This window comes from Pseudomonas kermanshahensis (assembly GCF_014269205.2).
Lineage (GTDB): Bacteria > Pseudomonadota > Gammaproteobacteria > Pseudomonadales > Pseudomonadaceae > Aquipseudomonas > Aquipseudomonas kermanshahensis.
On sequence record NZ_JABWRY020000001.1, the window covers coordinates 1,031,429 to 1,047,466 of the forward strand.

The window sequence follows — 16,038 nt, forward strand, 5'->3', positions numbered from 1 at the left end:
GACTGCCTTGGGGCATGACGCGATATGGCGTCGAACAAACAAGGCGGTCGCGCGCGCCTGTCACAGGCGTTATTGGCCAAAAACAAACGTAGGAGCGAGCGTTGCTCGCGATGCGCCGCGCGGGCGGCGCTCGATCTCAAAGGCGCAACCTATCCCCAGCCATGCACCCCAGCCCTATCACTTACCCCGAACCAACCTGCGCAAGGCAAACCGGTTCGGATGGCACGCCTCAGCCACCGCCCGTGGTACCGGCAGCGGCTCCCCGCACACCCAGGCCGCAATCAATTCGCCCGACAGCGGAGCCGTGATCAACCCCCGCGACCCATGCCCGCTGTTCACATACAGCCCATCGAGCCAAGGGCACTCCACCTCCGGCACCTGCCGCGCGTCCTTGCCCAGCACGGCGAAGGCTTCGGCAAACGCCTGCGGGTCGGCCATGGGCCCGACGATTGGCAGGTAATCCGGGCTGGTGCAGCGAAACGCCGCCCGGCCCTGCAACTGCTCAGGGTCGAGCGCAGCGGTGTCCAGGCGCTGGGCCAGGTCCACGGAAATATCGTCCAGCAGCGCCAGGTTGCCCTTGTGCTCGGCAACGGTCGGCGCCAGGTCGTCACTGTGGAAGTCGAAGCTGGCGCCCAGGGTGTGTTCGCCCTCGCGCGGCGGCGCCACATAACCGTCCGCACACACCACCGTACGCAGGGCGCGGCTGCTGTCGGTGGCCGGCAGGCGGGTGATCTGCCCGCGGATGCGCTTGAGCGGCAGCTGTGCGCAGGGCGCGAAATGCCGCACATCGGCAGCACCGGCCAGCACCACCAGCGGCGCGCTGGCCAGCAAGCGTTCGCCGTCCCAGGCCTGCCACAGGTCATCGACCTTGCGCAGTTCGATCACCTCATGGTGCACCCGAACCTGGATCCTGGGGTGTTGCAACTGCGCCTGGCACAAGGCCGGCGGGTGTACCCAGCCGCCCTCCGGATAGAACAGGCCACCTGCGGGCAATGCCACCCCGGCGATGGCTTCGGCCTGGTCACGGTCAAGTGCGTGCAGCAGGTCGTGGTCGAACGCCTCGGCCAGTTTGCCCTGGCGTTCGGCCTCCTTGCTGTCGAACGCCAACTGCAGCACCCCGCAAGCATCCCAGTCGCGGCCGCGCTGCAAGTGCGCTAGTTGGCGCCGGGTGTAGCCGAAGCCGGCCAGGATCATCTGTGAAAGGGCCGTACCATGGGCAGACAGCTTGAGGTACAGCACCCCTTGTGGGTTGCCGGAGGCTTCCTGAGCAGGCGCCGCATGGCGCTCCAGTACCGTGACCTGCCAGCCACGCCTGGCCAGGCTCGCGGCACTGGCACTGCCCGCTAGCCCGGCACCGATCACCAGCGCCTCGCGTGGCCCCGCAGCACTGCGCGGGCGGCCATACCAGGGCAGCTGTTTACGCAGGGCGGTCGGCCCGGTGTAGGCACCGCTCATCACCTCCCACTTTTTGCCAATGCCCGGCACCTTCTTCATGGCGAAGCCGGCCTCGACCAGGCTGCGCCGCACCCAGCCGGTGGTGGTGAACGTGCCCAGCACGGTGCCTGGGTGTGACAGCTGCGCCAGTTGCGCGAACAGCTCTGGGGTCCACATGTCGGGGTTCTTGGCCGGGGCGAAGCCGTCGAGGAACCACACGTCGATGCGTGCATCAAGCTGCGGCAACTGCTCGAGCACATCGCCAATCAGCAGGGTCAGGGTCACCCGGCCGTTGGCGAAGGTGAACTGCTGAAACCCTGGGTGCACAGCCACGTACTGCTCAAGCAGTGGCTCGGTATAGGCCGCCAGCTCTGGCCACAGGCGCACCGCCCGGGCCATGTCGTCGTGGCCGAGCGGGTATTTTTCGACACTGACGAAGTGCAGGCGGGCGTCGGCGTGGGCGTGCTGGTCGAATAACTGCCAGGCGCAGAAAAAATTCATGCCGGTGCCGAAACCGGTTTCGCCGATCACCAGGCAGGTGTGCGGCGTTAGGTCGGCGAAACGCTCGGCCAGGCGGGTCTGGCCGAGGAAGACGTGTTTGGTTTCTTCGATGCCTTCGTTGACGGCGAAGTACACGTCGTCGTACTGCCGCGAATGAGGGCGGCCCTGGTCGTCCCAGTCGATCTGGGCATGTTGGAGGAGGGTGGACATGGTGGGCTCGGTTGCAGCGGATGGCGGGATTTTATGCCATCTGCGGTTTTTACGCTGGTTGCACGAACACAGCCCCAGCACAAATCCGCTAGTCTTGGTTATCCAATGAAGGAGCCACTGCATGTTCGAATCCGCTGAAATCGGTCACAGCATCGACAAGGAGACCTACGACGCCGAAGTGCCCGCCCTGCGCGAGGCGCTGCTCGAAGCCCAGTACGAGCTCAAGCAGCAGGCGCGCTTCCCGGTGATCGTGCTGATCAATGGCATCGAAGGCGCCGGCAAGGGCGAGACGGTCAAGCTGCTCAATGAGTGGATGGACCCGCGCATGATCGATGTGCTCACCTTCGACCAGCAGACCGACGAAGAACTCGCCCGGCCACCGGCCTGGCGCTATTGGCGGGCCTTGCCGCCGAAAGGGCGGATGGGCGTGTTTTTTGGCAACTGGTACAGCCAGATGCTGCAGGGGCGTGTGCACGGGGTGTTCAAGGACGCCGTGCTCGACCAGGCCATCACCGGTGCCGAACGCCTGGAGCAGATGCTGTGCGACGAAGGCGCGCTGATCATCAAGTTCTGGTTCCACCTGTCCAAGAAGCAGATGAAAGCCCGCCTGAAGGCGCTCAAGGACGACCCGCTGCACAGTTGGCGCATCAGCCCACTGGACTGGCAGCAGTCCGAGACCTACGACCGTTTCGTGCGCTTTGGCGAGCGGGTGCTGCGCCGCACCAGCCGTGACTACGCGCCCTGGCACGTGGTCGAGGGGGTCGACCCTTACTACCGCAGCCTGGCGGTGGGGCGCATTCTGCTGGACGGCCTGCAAGCCGCCCTCGCCAACAACCCCAAGGGCAAGCACCAGGGCAACGTCGCGCCGTTGGGTCGCAGCATTGACCAGCGCAGCTTGATCGGTGCCCTGGACATGACCCTGCGCCTGGACAAGCAGGATTACCAGGAACAACTGGTCACCGAGCAGGCACGCCTGGCCGGCCTGCTGCGCCACAAGCACATGCGCCGGCATGCCCTGGTGGCGGTGTTCGAAGGCAACGACGCGGCAGGCAAGGGCGGCGCGATCCGCCGCGTGGCGGCGGCGCTGGACCCACGCCAGTACCGCATCGTGCCGATTGCCGCGCCCAGCGAAGACGAACGCGCGCAACCGTACCTGTGGCGTTTCTGGCGGCACATCCCGGCGCGGGGCAAGTTCACTATCTTCGACCGCTCCTGGTATGGGCGGGTGCTGGTGGAGCGGGTCGAGGGGTTCTGCAGCCCGGCCGACTGGATGCGTGCCTACAGCGAGATCAACGATTTTGAAGAGCAGTTGGTGAATGCCGGTGTGGTGGTGGTCAAGTTCTGGCTGGCGATCGACCAGCAGACCCAGCTGGAACGTTTCGAAGAGCGTGAGCAGATCCCCTTCAAACGCTACAAAATCACCGAGGACGACTGGCGCAACCGCGAAAAGTGGGACCTGTATACCGAGGCCGTGGGCGACATGGTCGACCGCACCAGCAGCGAGATCGCGCCATGGACACTGGTCGAGGCCAATGACAAGCGCTGGGCCCGGGTGAAGGTATTGCGCACCATCAACGAGGCGCTGGAAGCGGCGTTTGCCAAGGACAAGAAATAGCCACCTGTGTCCGTTGGTCATTGGGGCTGCTGTGCAGCCCATCGCCGGCAAGCCGGCTCCCACAGGTGGGGCGTGGATCTCAGAGGCGGTGTATCTGTGGGAGCCGGCTTGCCGGCGATGGGGCGCGCAGCGGCCCTTTCGGACTGCCCGTCCAGCCATGCCGCGGTGGAATGACCTGATGAATTCTTTTCCCGGCACTTAGCCCCGCGCCAGCCGCCAAGCCCGTAGAATCCAAGCACCCCCACCACGGGCTTGATCGAGGGCTTTATGCACACCACTTCCGGACGCTGGGTCTATGGCCTGCTGTTGGCACTTCTGACCGCGCTGCTGTGGGGCATCCTGCCGATCAAGCTCAAGCAGGTGCTGCAGGTGATGGACCCGGTCACCGTCACCTGGTACCGCCTGTTGGTGTCTGGCGGGCTGTTGTTCGCCTGGCTAGGGGCCAAGCGCCAGTTGCCCTCGTTCGGCAAGCTCGGGCCCAAGGGCAAGGGGTTGGTGGCCGTGGCCGTGCTTGGCCTGATGGGCAACTACGTGCTCTACCTGATCGGCCTCAGGCTGCTTAGCCCTGGTACCGCGCAACTGGTGGTGCAGGTAGGCCCGGTGCTGTTGCTGGTGGCCAGCGTGTTCGTGTTCAAGGAGCGCTTCAGCCTGGGGCAGGGGCTGGGCCTGGTGGTGTTGATCGGCGGTTTCGGGCTGTTCTTCAACCAGCGTCTGGAAGAGCTGCTGACCTCACTCGGCACCTACACCACTGGCGTGCTGACCATTTTGCTGGCGACCAGCATCTGGGTGTTCTACGCCTTGAGCCAGAAGCAGCTGCTGACGGCATGGCATTCGCAGCAGGTGATGATGGTGATTTACCTGAGCTGCGCCGCGCTGCTCACGCCTTGGGTGCATCCACTGGAAGCGTTGCAACTGACGCCGCTGCAAGGCTGGCTGCTGTTGGCTTGCTGCCTGAATACCCTGGTGGCGTATGGCGCCTTTGCCGAGGCACTGGCGCACTGGGAGGCCTCAAGGGTGAGCGCGACGCTGGCGTTGACGCCGTTGGTGACCTTTGTGGCGGTGGCGCTGGCGGCCTGGGTGTGGCCCGACTATGTGCATGCCGAGGACATCAATGCCCTGGGGTATCTGGGGGCGGTGACGGTGGTGCTGGGGTCGGCGCTGGTGGCGCTGGGGCCTTCGTTGGTTGCCGGTTGGCGCGCCAGAAAGGCACGGTTGGCGCAGGTCCATCAATAGCATGCGCTAACCACCGTCCTTGTAATCGATGGACTCGCCCCCGCCGAGGCATCACAGTGCCACGGTGGCGTTCAAAGAAGCCAACGGCAGCGAGGGCGAGACCATGAAGAAGCATAGTTCGAAGCACGATCCCCTGTCTTCCACTGATGTGGAGCTTTGCACAACCCTCTGCGTAGACCTGGCCAAACAGGTCTTCCAGTTAGCAGGCGAGGATGCTACCGGGCGGGTGATCTACGAAAATCGCATCAAATCCCGTCAAAATTTCCATGATTTTCTAATCAAGCTGCCAGTGACGGTGACTGTCTTAATGGAGTGCGGTCCTGGTGCTCAAGCCTGGGCCAGACTACTGCAGGCCAAGGGTAATCCGGTTCGGATCCTGCCTGCGCAACGCGTTGCCGAACACCGCAGCGGCGCGAAGAATGACCGTAACGACGCCCATGCCATTTTGCGTGCCGGTCGCGATACCAGTATTGCCTCAATCCCGATCAAGAGCACTACAGCACTGGCTATTCAAGCGCTGCACCGTGTCCGGCGCGGCAACATCAAGCGGCATACAGCGCTGGGTAATCAGATACGTGGCCTGCTGCTAGAGCATGGCGTCTCCATGCCTCAAGGCGATGCGGCGATCAATTCGCATGTGCCACGGGCTCTTGAAGATGCCTCTTTACCTCTGCCCGACTTGTTGCGCGAGTTGCTCGATGAGCTGCTGACTGACTGGCTCTCTCTGGGTGAACGCATTGCGACGCTGAGTAGGCGGCTTGAAGCGACAGCCCAGGAAGATAAGGTCGCACAGCGGTTGATCACCATTCGTGGCGTGGGCCCAATCATTGCCACGGCGATCGTGGCGAAACAGACCGAGCCTAGCCGCTTCGCCAGTGGCCGAATGTATGCCGCCTTCTTCGGTATCGTGCCCGACCAGCACAGCAGCGGAAACAAAATCAGGCTGGGCAGGATGAGCAAGCGAGGTGATGGCTACATACGCAGCCTGATGATCCAGGGGGCGCATGCTGTCTTGAGTCAGCTAAGGCCTGATTCCGATCAGCCAGACGATCACCGCCTTTTACGCTGGCTATCCCGCCTTGGACGCAAGGAGGCGGCGATCAGACTGGCTAATCGAAATCTGCGCATTATCTGGGCCTTGTTGCAGAGCGATCAGGTATATCAGCGCAAACCGAACAGCAACTCGGAGGCTGCTATGAGCCTCTGATCAACCGAGCAATGCCACCGGGGCGCCGAGCGCTCCAACCCCTGCTAGTGAACATTGACCCCTGGTAAGACCGTCGCAGACAGATGCCTCTGCTCCTACAGGCCTGATGAATGGCCTCAATGTAAACGGCACGCTGCGAGCTCACCACGATGTTGGCCAGAAGCAAAAAGCTTCCTCGAATAGGCCTGATACATAGATGCAACCGGGTTCCTAAGTTCAAAAGCAGCTAGACAGTGTGGGCGAGTCCATACATAGGAGCAGCCTTGTGCTGCGAAGAGGCCGGTGCAAACACAGCGATTTTTCGCTACTTTCACCGGCCTCTTCGCAGCACAAGGCTGCTCCTACAGGGGAGGGGCGAGCGGGTCAGCCTTTACCGCCCGGCGCCAGCATGTTTTCCGGCCTGACCCACTGATCGAACTGTTCATTGGTCAGGTACTTCAACGCCAACGCCGCCTCGCGCAAGGTCGTGCCCTCGGCATACGCCTTCTTGGCGATCTCCGCCGCCTTGTCATAGCCAATATGCGGGTTCAATGCCGTCACCAGCATCAACCCTTGCTCCAGGTGCGCCGCCATCTGCTCGGCATCCGGCTCGATCCCGGCCACGCAGTGCTGCTGGAAGTTGCGGCAGCCATCAGCCAGCAGTTCAACCGACTGCAGCAGGTTGTGGATGATCACCGGTTTGAACACGTTCAACTGCAAGTGGCCTTGGCTGGCAGCAAAACCGATCGCCGCGTCGTTGCCCAGCACCTGGCAGGCCAGCATGGACAGTGCCTCGCACTGGGTCGGGTTGACCTTGCCGGGCATGATCGAGCTGCCCGGCTCGTTGGCCGGCAGGCGCACTTCCGCCAGCCCCGTGCGGGGGCCAGAGCCAAGCAGGCGCAGGTCATTGGCGATTTTCATCAAGGCCACTGCCAGGGTCTTCAGCCCCCCCGCCAGGCTGGTCAGCGGTTCATGGCCGGCAAGGGCGGCGAACTTGTTGGGCGCGGTGACGAATGGCAAGCCGGAAAGGGCCGCCAGCTCGGCCGCGATGGCTTCGGCAAAGCCGTGTGGCGCGTTCAGGCCGGTACCGACGGCCGTGCCGCCCTGGGCCAGTTCGCAGACTGGGGGCAGGGTGGCGCGAATGGCGCGCTGGGCGTAATCGAGCTGGGCGACGAAGGCCGAGACCTCCTGGCCGAAGGTGATCGGCGTGGCGTCCATCATGTGCGTACGGCCGGTCTTGACCAGTTTGAGGTGGCGCGCCGACAGTTCGGCCAGCCCCGAGGACAACTCGGCGATCGCCGGCAGCAGTTTTTCATGCACCGCCTGGGCCGCGGCAATGTGCATGGCGGTGGGGAAGCAGTCGTTGGAGCTCTGCGAGCGATTGACGTGGTCGTTGGGGTGCACGGGCGTCTTGCCGCCACGGCCCTTGCCGGCCAGTTCATTGGCGCGCCCGGCGATGACTTCGTTGACGTTCATGTTGCTCTGGGTGCCGCTGCCGGTTTGCCAGACCACCAGTGGGAACTGATCGTCATGCTGGCCGTCGAGCACTTCGTCGGCGGCCTGCTCGATCAGCCGGGCGATATCGGCCGGCAGGTCGCCGTTGCGGTTGTTGACCCGTGCCGCGGCTTTCTTGATCAGCGCCAGGGCGTGCAGCACCGCGAGCGGCATGCGTTCCTTGCCAATGGCGAAGTTGATCAGCGACCGCTGGGTCTGCGCACCCCAATAGGCGCCCTCAGGAACTTCGACCGGGCCCAGGCTGTCTGTCTCGATACGGCTCATTCTGCACTCACTCCTTTGTGGTTCGAAATCGCAGTTTAGGCCCTGATTCGACAGCGCGGTTCCCTCGCTCGTCGTGCCCACTTGAGCACATCGCCACCACAGCGCAGAATGCTCTACTCTGAGGTACCCGCCTCCCTCTCTTGAAGGAAATGCAATGACCCGTCTCCGTGTCCTTTGTGCCGCCGTCGCCCTGGCCTGTGCCAGCGGCCAGGTACTCGCTGCCACCGCCAGTCACAACGCTGCCGCCGAGAAATTCCTGACCCTGGCCAACGCCGACAAGCTGGGCACCCCGGTCTATATGCAGGTCCAACAAATGTTCGCCCAGCGCTTCGCCCAAACCAAGGCGCCTGCGTCCAAGCAACCGGTGCTGCAAAGCTACCAGGCCAAGGCCAACGCCGCCCTGGACAGCGCCATCGGCTGGAACAAGCTGAAGCCGAAAATGGTCGACCTGTACACCGCCACCTTCACCGAGGCCGAGCTCAAGGACCTGGTCAAGTTCTACGAGTCGCCGCTGGGCAAGAAAGTCCTGCGCGAAATGCCTAAGGTTACCCAGCAGTCGGCCCAGCTGACCCAGCAGAGCCTGGAGCCTGCGGTACCGGTGGTCAACAAGCTGCTCGAAGACATGACCAAAGAGCTTGATCCGAACGCTGGCAAGGCCGCCGCCCCCGCCAAGAAGTGAGTAACGCGTGATGAGCATGCAGCACCGCATCGAGCAACAACTGGCCGCGCTGGCGCCGCAACACCTGGAAGTGCTCAATGAAAGTCACATGCACAGTCGTGGTCAGGAGACCCACTACAAGGCAGTGATCGTCAGCGAGCAGTTTGCCGGGCTGAACAGCGTCAAGCGTCACCAGAAGGTCTACGCCACCATGGGCGAGCTGATGGGCCAGATCCACGCCCTCGCGATCCACACCTACACCGCTGAAGAGTGGGCCAAGGTCGGGGTCGCACCGGCCTCGCCGGTGTGTGCGGGCGGTGGGCACTGAATCCTTTCTAGCGTTCTGGTAGAATCCGCAACAATCCCAAAGGGGGCCGCTTTGCGGCCCATCGCAGGCAAGCCAGCTCCCACACCCTGTACCTGTGGGAGCTGGCTTGCCTGCGATGGGCTGCGAAGCAGCCCCCTGTTTTTGTTACCCCGGTCCGCCCTTTACGAGGGCAACCACCTGGAGATTCACGTTCATGTCACAACCGATCGTCGTCGCGGCGCTGTACAAATTCGTCACCCTGCAGGACTACGTCGAGCTGCGCGAGCCGCTGCTCAAGGCCATGCTCGACAATGACGTCAAAGGCACCCTGCTGCTGGCCAACGAAGGCATCAACGGCACCGTGTCGGCCACCCGCGAAGGCATCGACGGCCTGCTGGCCTGGCTGCGCAACGACCCACGCCTGGTGGATGTCGACCACAAGGAATCCTACTGCGACGAACAGCCGTTCTACCGCACCAAGGTCAAGCTGAAGAAAGAGATCGTCACCCTTGGTGTGCCGGGCGTGGACCCCAACCAGCAGGTGGGCACCTACGTCGAGCCCAAGGACTGGAACGCCCTGATCAGTGACCCTGAAGTGCTGCTGATCGATACCCGCAACGACTACGAAGTGGCCATCGGCACGTTCAAGGGCGCCATCGACCCCAAGACCGAGACCTTCCGCGAGTTCCCCGAGTACATCAAGGCCAACTTCGACCCGAGCAAGCACAAGAAAGTGGCGATGTTCTGCACCGGCGGTATCCGTTGCGAAAAAGCCTCCAGCTACATGCTCGGTGAAGGCTTCGAGGCGGTCTATCATCTTAAAGGTGGCGTCCTGAAGTACTTCGAAGAAGTGCCTCAGGAAGAAAGCCTGTGGGACGGCGACTGCTTCGTCTTCGACAACCGCGTCACGGTGCGCCATGACCTGAGCGAAGGCGAGTACGACCAGTGCCATGCCTGCCGCCACCCGATCAACGCAGAGGAGCGTGCGTCCGAGCACTATTCGCCAGGTGTCAGCTGCCCGCACTGCTGGGACAGCCTGAGCGAAAAAACTCGCCGCAGCGCCATCGACCGGCAGAAGCAGATCGAGCTGGCCAAGGCCCGCAACCTGCCGCACCCGATCGGTTACAACTACAAAGCCGAGGCCTGATGCATGACTGCACGCCTGCTGTATGTGATGGACCCCATGTGCTCCTGGTGCTGGGGTTTTGCGCCGGTGGCCGCGGCCCTGATCGCCCAGGCGCGTGAAGCCGGCGTGCCAACCCACCTGGTGCCAGGCGGCCTGCGCACCGGTGGCAGCGCCTTGGATGCGTCGACCCGCAAGTACATCCTCGAGCATTGGCAGGCGGTGGCCGACGCCACCGGCCAGCCGTTTCGTTTCGAGGGCGCCATGCCTGACGGTTTTGTCTACGACACCGAGCCTGCCTGCCGCGCCCTGGTCACCGCCCGTGAGCTGGACGCCGAGCGCGTCTGGCCACTGCTGGCGTTGATCCAGCGCGCGTTCTACGAGGCCGGCGTCGACGTTACCACTGCGCCGCACTTGGTTGAGCTGGCCGAACAGGCAGGCTTCGACCGTGCGGTGTTTGCCGAGGCCTTTGCCCGCGCCGATACGCGTGTAGCAACCGCAGCCGATATTGCGTGGGCGCAAGACCTGGGCATCGCCGGTTTCCCCACCCTGCTGGCCGAGCGTAACGGCCAGCTGGCGCTGCTGACCAACGGCTACCAGCCGCTGGAGCGCCTGCAACCCTTGCTCGGCCGCTGGCTGCAGCAGGCTGCCTGTGCTTGATGTGCCCGGGTCGCCCGACCCTGTGCCAGGGAAACCCCACAGTGCGGCCGATCGACTGAGCTGGGCGGAAATCCGCCGCCTGGCACTGCACCACAAGAAAAACCTTTGGTCTGCCAACCTGATTGCCGTGCTCGCGGCGTGCTGCAGCGTGCCGATCCCCTTGCTGCTGCCGCTGCTGGTGGATGAAGTGCTGCTGGGCCACGGCGACGCCGCGCTGAAGTGGATGAACCAGCTGCTGCCGGCCAGCTGGCAGGTCGCGGCCGGCTATATCGGCCTGATGCTGGCGCTGACGTTGTGCCTGCGCCTGGCCGCCCTGGCCTTCAACGTGGTGCAGGCCAAGCTGTTTGCCGGGCTGGCCAAGGACATCGTCTACCGCCTGCGTATTCGGCTGATCGAACGGCTCAAGCGGATTTCCCTCAAGGAATACGAAAGCCTGGGCAGCGGCACGGTGACCACTCACCTGGTCACCGACCTGGACACCCTCGACAAATTCGTCGGCGAGACCCTCAGCCGTTTCCTGGTCGCCATGCTGACCCTGACCGGCACGGCGGCCATCCTGATCTGGATGCACTGGCAACTGGCGTTGCTGATTTTGCTGTTCAACCCGCTGGTGATCTACTTCACCGTGCAGTTGGGCAAGCGCGTCAAACACCTGAAAAAGCTCGAAAACGACAGCACCGCGCGCTTTACCCAGGCGCTGTCGGAAACCCTCGACGCCATCCAGGAGATCCGCGCCGGCAACCGCCAGGGCTATTTCCTGGGGCGCCTGGGCGTGCGCGCCCGGGAAGTGCGTGACTACGCCGTGGACTCGCAATGGAAGAGCGATGCCAGCGGCCGCGCCAGTGGTTTGTTGTTCCAGTTCGGCATCGACATCTTCCGCGCCGCGGCGATGCTCACTGTGCTGTTTTCCGACCTGTCGATCGGCCAGATGCTGGCGGTGTTCAGCTACCTGTGGTTCATGATCGGCCCGGTGGAGCAACTGCTCAACCTGCAGTACGCCTACTATGCCGCCGGTGGCGCCCTGAGCCGGCTCAACGAGCTGCTGGCGCGTGCCGACGAGCCGCAGTACCCCGCGGCCAGTGACCCATTCGTGGGCCGCGAAACAGTGGGCATCGAGGTGCGCGACCTGCGCTTCGCCTATGCCGACGAGCCGGTGCTCGAGCACCTCGACCTGTCCATCGCCCCAGGCGAGAAGGTGGCCATCGTGGGCGCCAGCGGTGGCGGCAAGAGCACCTTGGTGCAGCTGCTGCTTGGCCTGTACAGCGCCCAGGCGGGGACCATCCGCTTTGGCGGTGCCAGCCTGCAGGAAATCGGCCTGGAAACCCTTCGTGAAAACGTCGCGGTGGTGCTGCAGCACCCTTCGTTGTTCAACGACAGCGTGCGCGCCAACTTGACCATGGGCCGCGAGTGCAGCGACGAAGCCTGCTGGCAGGCGCTGCGCATTGCCCAGCTGGACGCCACCATCGCCGCCTTGCCGCAAGGCCTGGACAGCGTGGTCGGGCGTTCCGGCGTGCGCCTGTCCGGGGGGCAGCGGCAACGGCTGGCGATTGCCCGGATGGTCTTGGCCGAACCCAAGGTGGTGATTCTCGATGAAGCCACGTCGGCGCTGGATGCCGCCACCGAGTACAACCTGCACCAGGCCCTGGCACGCTTCCTCAGCGGCCGCACCACGCTGATCATCGCCCACCGCCTGTCGGCCGTGAAACAGGCCGACCGGGTGTTGGTGTTCGATGGCGGGCATGTGGCCGAAGATGGCGACCATCAGCAGTTGATTGCCGAGGGTGGTTTGTACGCCAAGCTGTACGGGCATCTACAGCAGACCTGAGCCTCTTGTTACGGGCGGTGCGAATCGCCCCATTCCTTGTCATAAAAAACCCCTCCACGCAGATGGCAAATGGCCTACGCTGTGCTTGTCTGGGTTGATTCGAGCCTTATCTGCTCTGTGACAGGGACTCCATGAAGGGACATCGCACTCTAGAAGCGCCGAAGCTGCTGGGTATCATCTGGCCCTTCATTGCCGTCGTGATCTTCCAGGCGGCATTGGCCGGTCTCAGCCTCTATACGCTATCGGCGGTACGCGCCTATGTCGCGGGCGAGAGCTTGTGGTCCAAGGCTCAGAAAGACGCCATCTACTACCTCAACCTGTACGCCGACAACCGCGACGAAAGCACTTACCAGCGCTATCGCCAGGCCATCACCGTGCCCCATGGCGATCACCAGTTGCGTGAAGTGCTCGACCAGCCCAATCCGGACTTGAACGCCGCGCGCGATGCCGTGTTGCAGGGGGGCAACCACCCCGACGACGTCGAACGCATCATCTGGTTCTATCGCAACTTCCGCAGCATCAGCTACATGCAGACGGCCATCGATTATTGGGACATCGGCGACCGCTACCTAGGCCAGCTGGATGTGCTGGCGGATGAGATGCGCACAGGCTTTGCCGGTGGCCAGGTCGATGCCGGCACGATCAGCGACTGGAAGGCCCGCATCGTCGCCATCAACGAAGGTGTGACGCCGGCCGCCAGGGCTTTCAGCGATGCCCTGGGCGAGGGTTCGCGCATGCTGCTGCAGGTGCTGCTGATCACCAACCTGCTGACTGCCTTGTTCCTCATTACCATTGCCTGGCGCCGCTCCAGCAAGTTGCTGGCCCAGCGCCAGGCGTTCGCCAGTGCCCTGCAGGCCGAAAAGGAGCGGGCGCAGATCACCCTGCAGGCGATTGGCGATGCGGTCATCACCACCGATGTCGATGGCTATATCGGCTACATGAACCCGGCGGCCGAGCAACTTACCCACTGGCAGGCCGGCCAAGCCCAAGGGCTGCCACTTTCGGCGCTGTTCAGCCTGGTGGACGAGCAGGCCGAAGAGGACGGCCGCAGCCTGGTCGAGCAGGTGCTCAGTGGCAGCCTGAAGGGCGGCGCCGAGCATGCCCGGTTGATCCAGCGCCTGGACGGCAGCACCGTGTCGATCAACCTGGTGGGCTCGCCCATTGTCAATGACGGGCAGGTCAGCGGCATCGTGCTGGTGCTGCACGACATGACCCAGGAGCGCCAGTACATCGCCAACCTGTCCTGGCAAGCGACCCATGACGCCTTGACCGGCCTGGCCAACCGCCGCGAGTTCGAATACCGCCTGGAGCAGGCGCTCAACGGCCTGGCACGTCAGGCTGGGCGGCATTCACTGATGTTCCTCGACCTCGACCAGTTCAAGCTGGTCAACGATACCTGTGGCCACGCGGCGGGCGACGAGTTGCTGCGCCATATTTGCGCCGTGTTGCAGTCGGGGCTGCGCGAAGGGGACACCCTGGCCAGGCTGGGTGGCGATGAGTTTGGCGTGCTGCTGGAAAACTGCCCGCCGGACCAGGCCGAGCGAATTGCCGAGCAGCTGCGCCAGATGGTCCAGAGCCTGCACTTTGTGTGGAAGGGGCGCCCGTTCGTCACCACCGTGAGCATTGGCCTGGTGAACATGGCGCAGGCCCCCGGTACCCTGGAGGCCTCGCTGCGCGCCGCCGACATGGCCTGCTACATGGCCAAGGAAAAGGGCCGCAACCGGGTGCAGGTGTACCACGCCGACGACAGCGAGCTGTCCATGCGCTTTGGCGAGATGGCCTGGATCCAGCGTTTGCACGTGGCCCTGGAAGAAAACCGCTTCTGCCTGTACGCCCAGGAAATCGCCGCGCTGAAGACCATCGAAGGCCCTGGCCATATCGAGATTCTGCTGCGCCTGCACGATGAGAGCGGGCGCACCATCCTGCCCAGCAGCTTCATCCCCGCCGCCGAGCGCTATGGCCTGATGACCGCCCTTGATCGCTGGGTGGTGCGCAATGTGTTCCAGGTGATTCGCCAGTGCCTGGACGAAGGGCGCGAAGGGCCGTTGTCCATGTGCGCGATCAACCTGTCGGGGTCGAGCATCGGCGACGACAACTTCCTCGAGTACTTGCAGCGCTTGTTCGTCGAGTACGCCATCCCGCCACGCATGATCTGCTTCGAGATCACCGAAACCAGCGCCATTGCCAACCTCGGCAGTGCTATTCGTTTCATCAACGAACTGAAAGGGCTGGGGTGCAGGTTCTCGCTAGACGACTTCTGTGCCGGCATGTCGTCGTTCGCCTATTTGAAGCATTTGCCTGTGGATTTCCTCAAGATTGACGGCAGTTTCGTCAAGGACATGCTCGACGACCCGGTCAACCGGGCCATGGTCGAGGTCATCAACCACATCGGCCATGTCATGGGTAAGCGGACCATCGCCGAGTTTGTCGAAACCCCCTTGATCGAACAGGCCCTGCAGGAAATTGGCGTGGATTACGCCCAGGGCTACCTGATCGAACGGCCCCAGGTGTTCACCTGTGACAGCCTGCAGCGCCAACGGATCGCCGCACGGCCTCTGTTGCAGCGGGCACCTGGCACGTTTCGTTAGCTAGACAGCGGCTTTCGCTGACACAACACGTCCGAAAAATCACAAGGAACAAGGAGCTGAAAGTGATTGATGCATTCGTTCGTATCGGGCCATTGATGGACCCCGCCAGTTACCCTCAATGGGCCCAGCAATTGATTGAAGAGTGCCGCGAAAGCAAGCGCCGGGTGGTCGAGCATGAGTTTTACCAGCGCCTGCGTGATGGCCAGCTGAAGCCTTCGACCATCCGCCAGTACCTGATCGGCGGCTGGCCGGTGGTCGAGCAGTTCTCCCTGTACATGGCCCATAACCTGACCAAGACCCGCTATGGCCGCCACCCCGGCGAAGACATGGCGCGGCGCTGGTTGATGCGCAACATCCGCGTCGAGCTCAACCATGCCGACTACTGGGTGCACTGGTGCCATGCCCATGGCGTTCACCTGCATGACCTGCAGGCGCAAGAGGTGCCACCCGAGTTGAATGGGCTCAATGACTGGTGCTGGCGGGTGTGTGCTACTGAAAACCTGGCGATTTCCATGGCGGCGACCAACTACGCCATCGAAGGCGCGACGGGGGAATGGTCGGCGGTGGTGTGCGCTAATGACACCTACGCCCAAGGCTTCCCGGAGGAGCAGCGCAAGCGCGCCATGAAATGGCTGAAGATGCATGCGCAGTACGACGATGCGCACCCGTGGGAAGCGCTGGAAATCATCTGTACCTTGGCGGGGGAGAACCCGACGCTGGGGTTGCGTACCGAATTGCGCCGGGCGATTTGCAAGAGTTACGACTGCATGTACCTGTTCCTGGAGCGCTGCATGCAGCTGGAAGGGCGTCAGCAGGGGCGGGTGCGGCCGGCGTTGGCGGCGGGTTGATGGTTTACTGTGCTGGCCTCTTCGCGGGCAAGCCCGCTCCCACAGGGTAGTCACTGCTTTCTGGCATAGTA

At 63.3% G+C, this 16,038-nt stretch carries 12 protein-coding genes; 10 read left to right on the forward strand and 2 right to left on the reverse strand.

Annotation, left to right across the window (positions count from 1 at the left end; genetic code table 11):
* Nucleotides 1-177: 177 nt before the first annotated feature.
* On the reverse strand, nt 178-2,145 hold the full coding sequence (gene mnmC, locus HU764_RS04880) for a bifunctional tRNA (5-methylaminomethyl-2-thiouridine)(34)-methyltransferase MnmC2/FAD-dependent 5-carboxymethylaminomethyl-2-thiouridine(34) oxidoreductase MnmC1 (RefSeq protein WP_186703044.1): 1,968 nt from the start codon (nt 2,143-2,145) through the stop codon (nt 178-180).
* A 121-nt stretch (nt 2,146-2,266) separates the two neighbouring features.
* Here mnmC and pap point away from each other — a divergent pair, with 121 nt between their 5' ends.
* From pap to HU764_RS04895, 3 genes are all read left to right on the forward strand, one after another.
* The gene (gene pap / locus HU764_RS04885; protein ID WP_027595934.1) at nt 2,267-3,760 is read left to right on the forward strand and encodes a polyphosphate:AMP phosphotransferase; all 1,494 of its coding nucleotides are present in this window, start codon (nt 2,267-2,269) and stop codon (nt 3,758-3,760) included.
* Between the two features lie 267 nt (nt 3,761-4,027).
* The gene (locus HU764_RS04890; RefSeq protein ID WP_085272796.1) at nt 4,028-4,993 is read left to right on the forward strand and encodes a DMT family transporter; all 966 of its coding nucleotides are present in this window, start codon (nt 4,028-4,030) and stop codon (nt 4,991-4,993) included.
* 148 nt (nt 4,994-5,141) lie between these two features.
* Nucleotides 5,142-6,200: an IS110 family RNA-guided transposase gene (locus HU764_RS04895; protein WP_186683367.1), complete on the forward strand. Its 1,059-nt coding sequence runs from the start codon at nt 5,142-5,144 to the stop codon at nt 6,198-6,200.
* 363 nt (nt 6,201-6,563) lie between these two features.
* Here the strand turns inward: HU764_RS04895 and HU764_RS04900 are convergent, their stop codons facing one another.
* Nucleotides 6,564-7,958, reverse strand: coding sequence for a class II fumarate hydratase (locus tag HU764_RS04900; protein WP_099453215.1), 1,395 nt, complete (start codon nt 7,956-7,958; stop codon nt 6,564-6,566).
* A gap of 154 nt (nt 7,959-8,112) precedes the next feature.
* Between HU764_RS04900 and HU764_RS04905 the strand changes: the two genes are divergently transcribed.
* The 7 genes from HU764_RS04905 (at nt 8,113) to HU764_RS04935 (ending at nt 15,967) form a co-directional block, all read left to right on the forward strand.
* Entirely contained in the window at nt 8,113-8,637 is a 525-nt protein-coding gene (locus tag HU764_RS04905) for a DUF2059 domain-containing protein (RefSeq protein WP_027595937.1), read from the forward strand.
* 10 nt (nt 8,638-8,647) lie between these two features.
* Nucleotides 8,648-8,944, forward strand: a complete 297-nt coding sequence (locus HU764_RS04910; protein ID WP_085272798.1) for a BolA family protein — start codon at nt 8,648-8,650, stop codon at nt 8,942-8,944.
* A 193-nt stretch (nt 8,945-9,137) separates the two neighbouring features.
* Nucleotides 9,138-10,070, forward strand: coding sequence for an oxygen-dependent tRNA uridine(34) hydroxylase TrhO (gene trhO / locus HU764_RS04915; protein ID WP_027595939.1), 933 nt, complete (start codon nt 9,138-9,140; stop codon nt 10,068-10,070).
* A 3-nt stretch (nt 10,071-10,073) separates the two neighbouring features.
* Nucleotides 10,074-10,706, forward strand: coding sequence for a DsbA family protein (locus HU764_RS04920; RefSeq protein WP_186682289.1), 633 nt, complete (start codon nt 10,074-10,076; stop codon nt 10,704-10,706).
* The gene (locus HU764_RS04925; RefSeq protein WP_186703960.1) at nt 10,699-12,531 is read left to right on the forward strand and encodes an ATP-binding cassette domain-containing protein; all 1,833 of its coding nucleotides are present in this window, start codon (nt 10,699-10,701) and stop codon (nt 12,529-12,531) included. The genes HU764_RS04920 and HU764_RS04925 overlap by 8 nt, the downstream gene beginning before the upstream one ends.
* 131 nt (nt 12,532-12,662) lie before the next feature.
* Nucleotides 12,663-15,119: an EAL domain-containing protein gene (locus HU764_RS04930; protein ID WP_027595942.1), complete on the forward strand. Its 2,457-nt coding sequence runs from the start codon at nt 12,663-12,665 to the stop codon at nt 15,117-15,119.
* A 62-nt stretch (nt 15,120-15,181) separates the two neighbouring features.
* The gene (locus HU764_RS04935) at nt 15,182-15,967 is read left to right on the forward strand and encodes an iron-containing redox enzyme family protein (protein WP_027595943.1); all 786 of its coding nucleotides are present in this window, start codon (nt 15,182-15,184) and stop codon (nt 15,965-15,967) included.
* Nucleotides 15,968-16,038: the final 71 nt, after the last annotated feature.

Excerpts from the sequence above, each read along its gene's own strand:
- HU764_RS04910 (WP_085272798.1), top strand. The coding sequence starts at position 8,648 with ATGAGCATGCAGCACCGCATCGAGCAACAACTGGCCGCGCTGGCGCCG.
- HU764_RS04905 (WP_027595937.1), top strand. The coding sequence starts at position 8,113 with ATGACCCGTCTCCGTGTCCTTTGTGCCGCCGTCGCCCTGGCCTGTGCC.
- HU764_RS04890 (WP_085272796.1), top strand. The coding sequence starts at position 4,028 with ATGCACACCACTTCCGGACGCTGGGTCTATGGCCTGCTGTTGGCACTT.
- trhO (WP_027595939.1), top strand. The coding sequence starts at position 9,138 with ATGTCACAACCGATCGTCGTCGCGGCGCTGTACAAATTCGTCACCCTG.
- pap (WP_027595934.1), top strand. The coding sequence starts at position 2,267 with ATGTTCGAATCCGCTGAAATCGGTCACAGCATCGACAAGGAGACCTAC.
- HU764_RS04900 (WP_099453215.1), bottom strand. The coding sequence starts at position 7,958 with ATGAGCCGTATCGAGACAGACAGCCTGGGCCCGGTCGAAGTTCCTGAG.
- HU764_RS04920 (WP_186682289.1), top strand. The coding sequence starts at position 10,074 with ATGACTGCACGCCTGCTGTATGTGATGGACCCCATGTGCTCCTGGTGC.
- HU764_RS04930 (WP_027595942.1), top strand. The coding sequence starts at position 12,663 with ATGAAGGGACATCGCACTCTAGAAGCGCCGAAGCTGCTGGGTATCATC.
- mnmC (WP_186703044.1), bottom strand. The coding sequence starts at position 2,145 with ATGTCCACCCTCCTCCAACATGCCCAGATCGACTGGGACGACCAGGGC.